Annotated in this window: 2 protein-coding genes and 1 pseudogene; all 3 read left to right on the top strand. The window is 70.5% G+C overall.

Annotation, left to right across the window (positions count from 1 at the left end; all coding sequences use genetic code 11):
- A pseudogene (locus R1101_RS28355) lies at positions 1-331 on the top strand (gephyrin-like molybdotransferase Glp); the annotation flags it as partial.
- Positions 328-1,326 carry a bifunctional molybdenum cofactor biosynthesis protein MoaC/MoaB gene (gene moaCB, locus R1101_RS0123130; RefSeq protein WP_016935566.1) on the top strand — a complete coding sequence of 333 codons (999 nt, stop codon included), beginning with the start codon at positions 328-330 and terminating at the stop codon, positions 1,324-1,326. The pseudogene R1101_RS28355 and the gene moaCB, both read left to right, overlap by 4 nt.
- Positions 1,319-1,571: molybdenum cofactor biosynthesis protein MoaE (locus R1101_RS0123135; protein WP_016935567.1), on the top strand; the 253-nt coding region annotated here is incomplete at its 3' end. The genes moaCB and R1101_RS0123135, both read left to right, overlap by 8 nt.

The raw sequence follows: 1,571 nt of genomic DNA on the forward strand, positions 1-1,571 counted from the left end.
GGTGGTCGACGGTGTCCCGATCCTGACCTTCCCCGGCAATCCCGTCAGCGCCCTCGTCTCGTTCGAGGTGTTCGCGCGACCGGCACTGCGGGCCGCCGCCGGTTATCCGCCCGTCGTGTGCGAGAAACTACCGCTCACCACCGATCTCACGTCGATCCCGGGTCGCCGGCAGTTCCTGCGGGGACGGCTCGACGAGAACGGGGTGACCCCCTTCCGCGGGCACGGGTCGCATCTCGTCGCCGGACTCGCCGCCGCCGACGTGCTTCTCGACATCCCCGCCGACACCACCTCCCTCGAAGCCGGAGACCTCGTGAAAGTACGGATCCTGTGACCGATCTCAGCCACCTGGACGACCAGGGACGTGCCCGCATGGTGGACGTCTCCTCGAAGGCCGACACCACACGGATCGCCGTGGCGGCAGGCGAACTCGTCACCACCCCGGAGGTGATCGCGCTCGTCCGGGCCGACGACATGCCCAAGGCCGACGTCCTGGCGACGGCGCGCATCGCGGGTATCGCCGCGGCGAAACGCACCTGGGAGCTCATCCCCCTGTGTCATCAGCTGGCGCTGTCGTCGGTGAAGGTGATGTTCGGTTTCACCGACACCTCGATCACGATCGAGGGCACCGCGAAGACCAAGGGCCCGACCGGAGTCGAGATGGAGGCACTCACCGCGGTCGCCGTCGCGGGCCTGACCCTGCACGACATGGTCAAAGCCGTCGATCCGGCCGCCGTTCTCGACGGCGTGCGATTGATCTCCAAGGAGGGTGGCAAGCGCGGCCACTGGACCCGCGACGACGCTGCCGACCGGGACGGGCAGCCGGCGCCGGAAGAGCAACTGCCGGAACAGTCGGGGCGCTCCGCCACGGTGGTCGTCGCATCGACCGGTGTCGCCGCGGGCACCCGCGAGGATCGCACCGGACCACTCATCCGATCGTGGCTCGTGGACAAGGGATTCGCTGTCCGCGGCCCCCTCGTCCACGCGGACGCCGACATCGCCGCCGGTCTCGCCGACGCGGTCCGTCCGGGCCCGGCCCTCGTCGTCACGACCGGTGGTACCGGAGCCTCGCCCACCGACGCCACCCCCGAAGCGACTCTCGCGCTGCTCGATCGCGAACTGCCCGGTATCGCGGAGTCGATCCGGCAGCGCGGACTCGCGGCCACCCCGCACGCGGTCCTCTCACGGGGGGTCGCCGGTCTCGTGGGCCGCACGGTCGTCGTGAACCTGCCCGGCTCGCCCGGCGGGGTGAAGGACGGTCTCGCCGCTCTCGACCCGATCCTCGACCATCTGTTGGCCCAAGTCGCAGGAGGCGGCGCTCATGAGTGAACTACTGGCCCGGATCTCGTCGGAGCCACTGGATCCCGCGGTGGTGGACGCCGCGGTGGCCGGTGCCGAACACGGTGCCGTGGTGGTCTTCACCGGCGTCGTCCGCAACCACGACGGCGGGCAGTCGGTGACCGCGCTGCAGTACCAGGCACATCCCGATGCCGAAGCCTTCCTGCGGCGGTGCTGCGAGGACGTCGCAGCGACATCGGGACTGCCGGTCGCGGCGGTGCACCGAGTGGGCGATC

Source organism: Rhodococcus sp. R1101 (assembly GCF_000278445.1).
GTDB lineage: Bacteria > Actinomycetota > Actinomycetes > Mycobacteriales > Mycobacteriaceae > Rhodococcus > Rhodococcus gordoniae.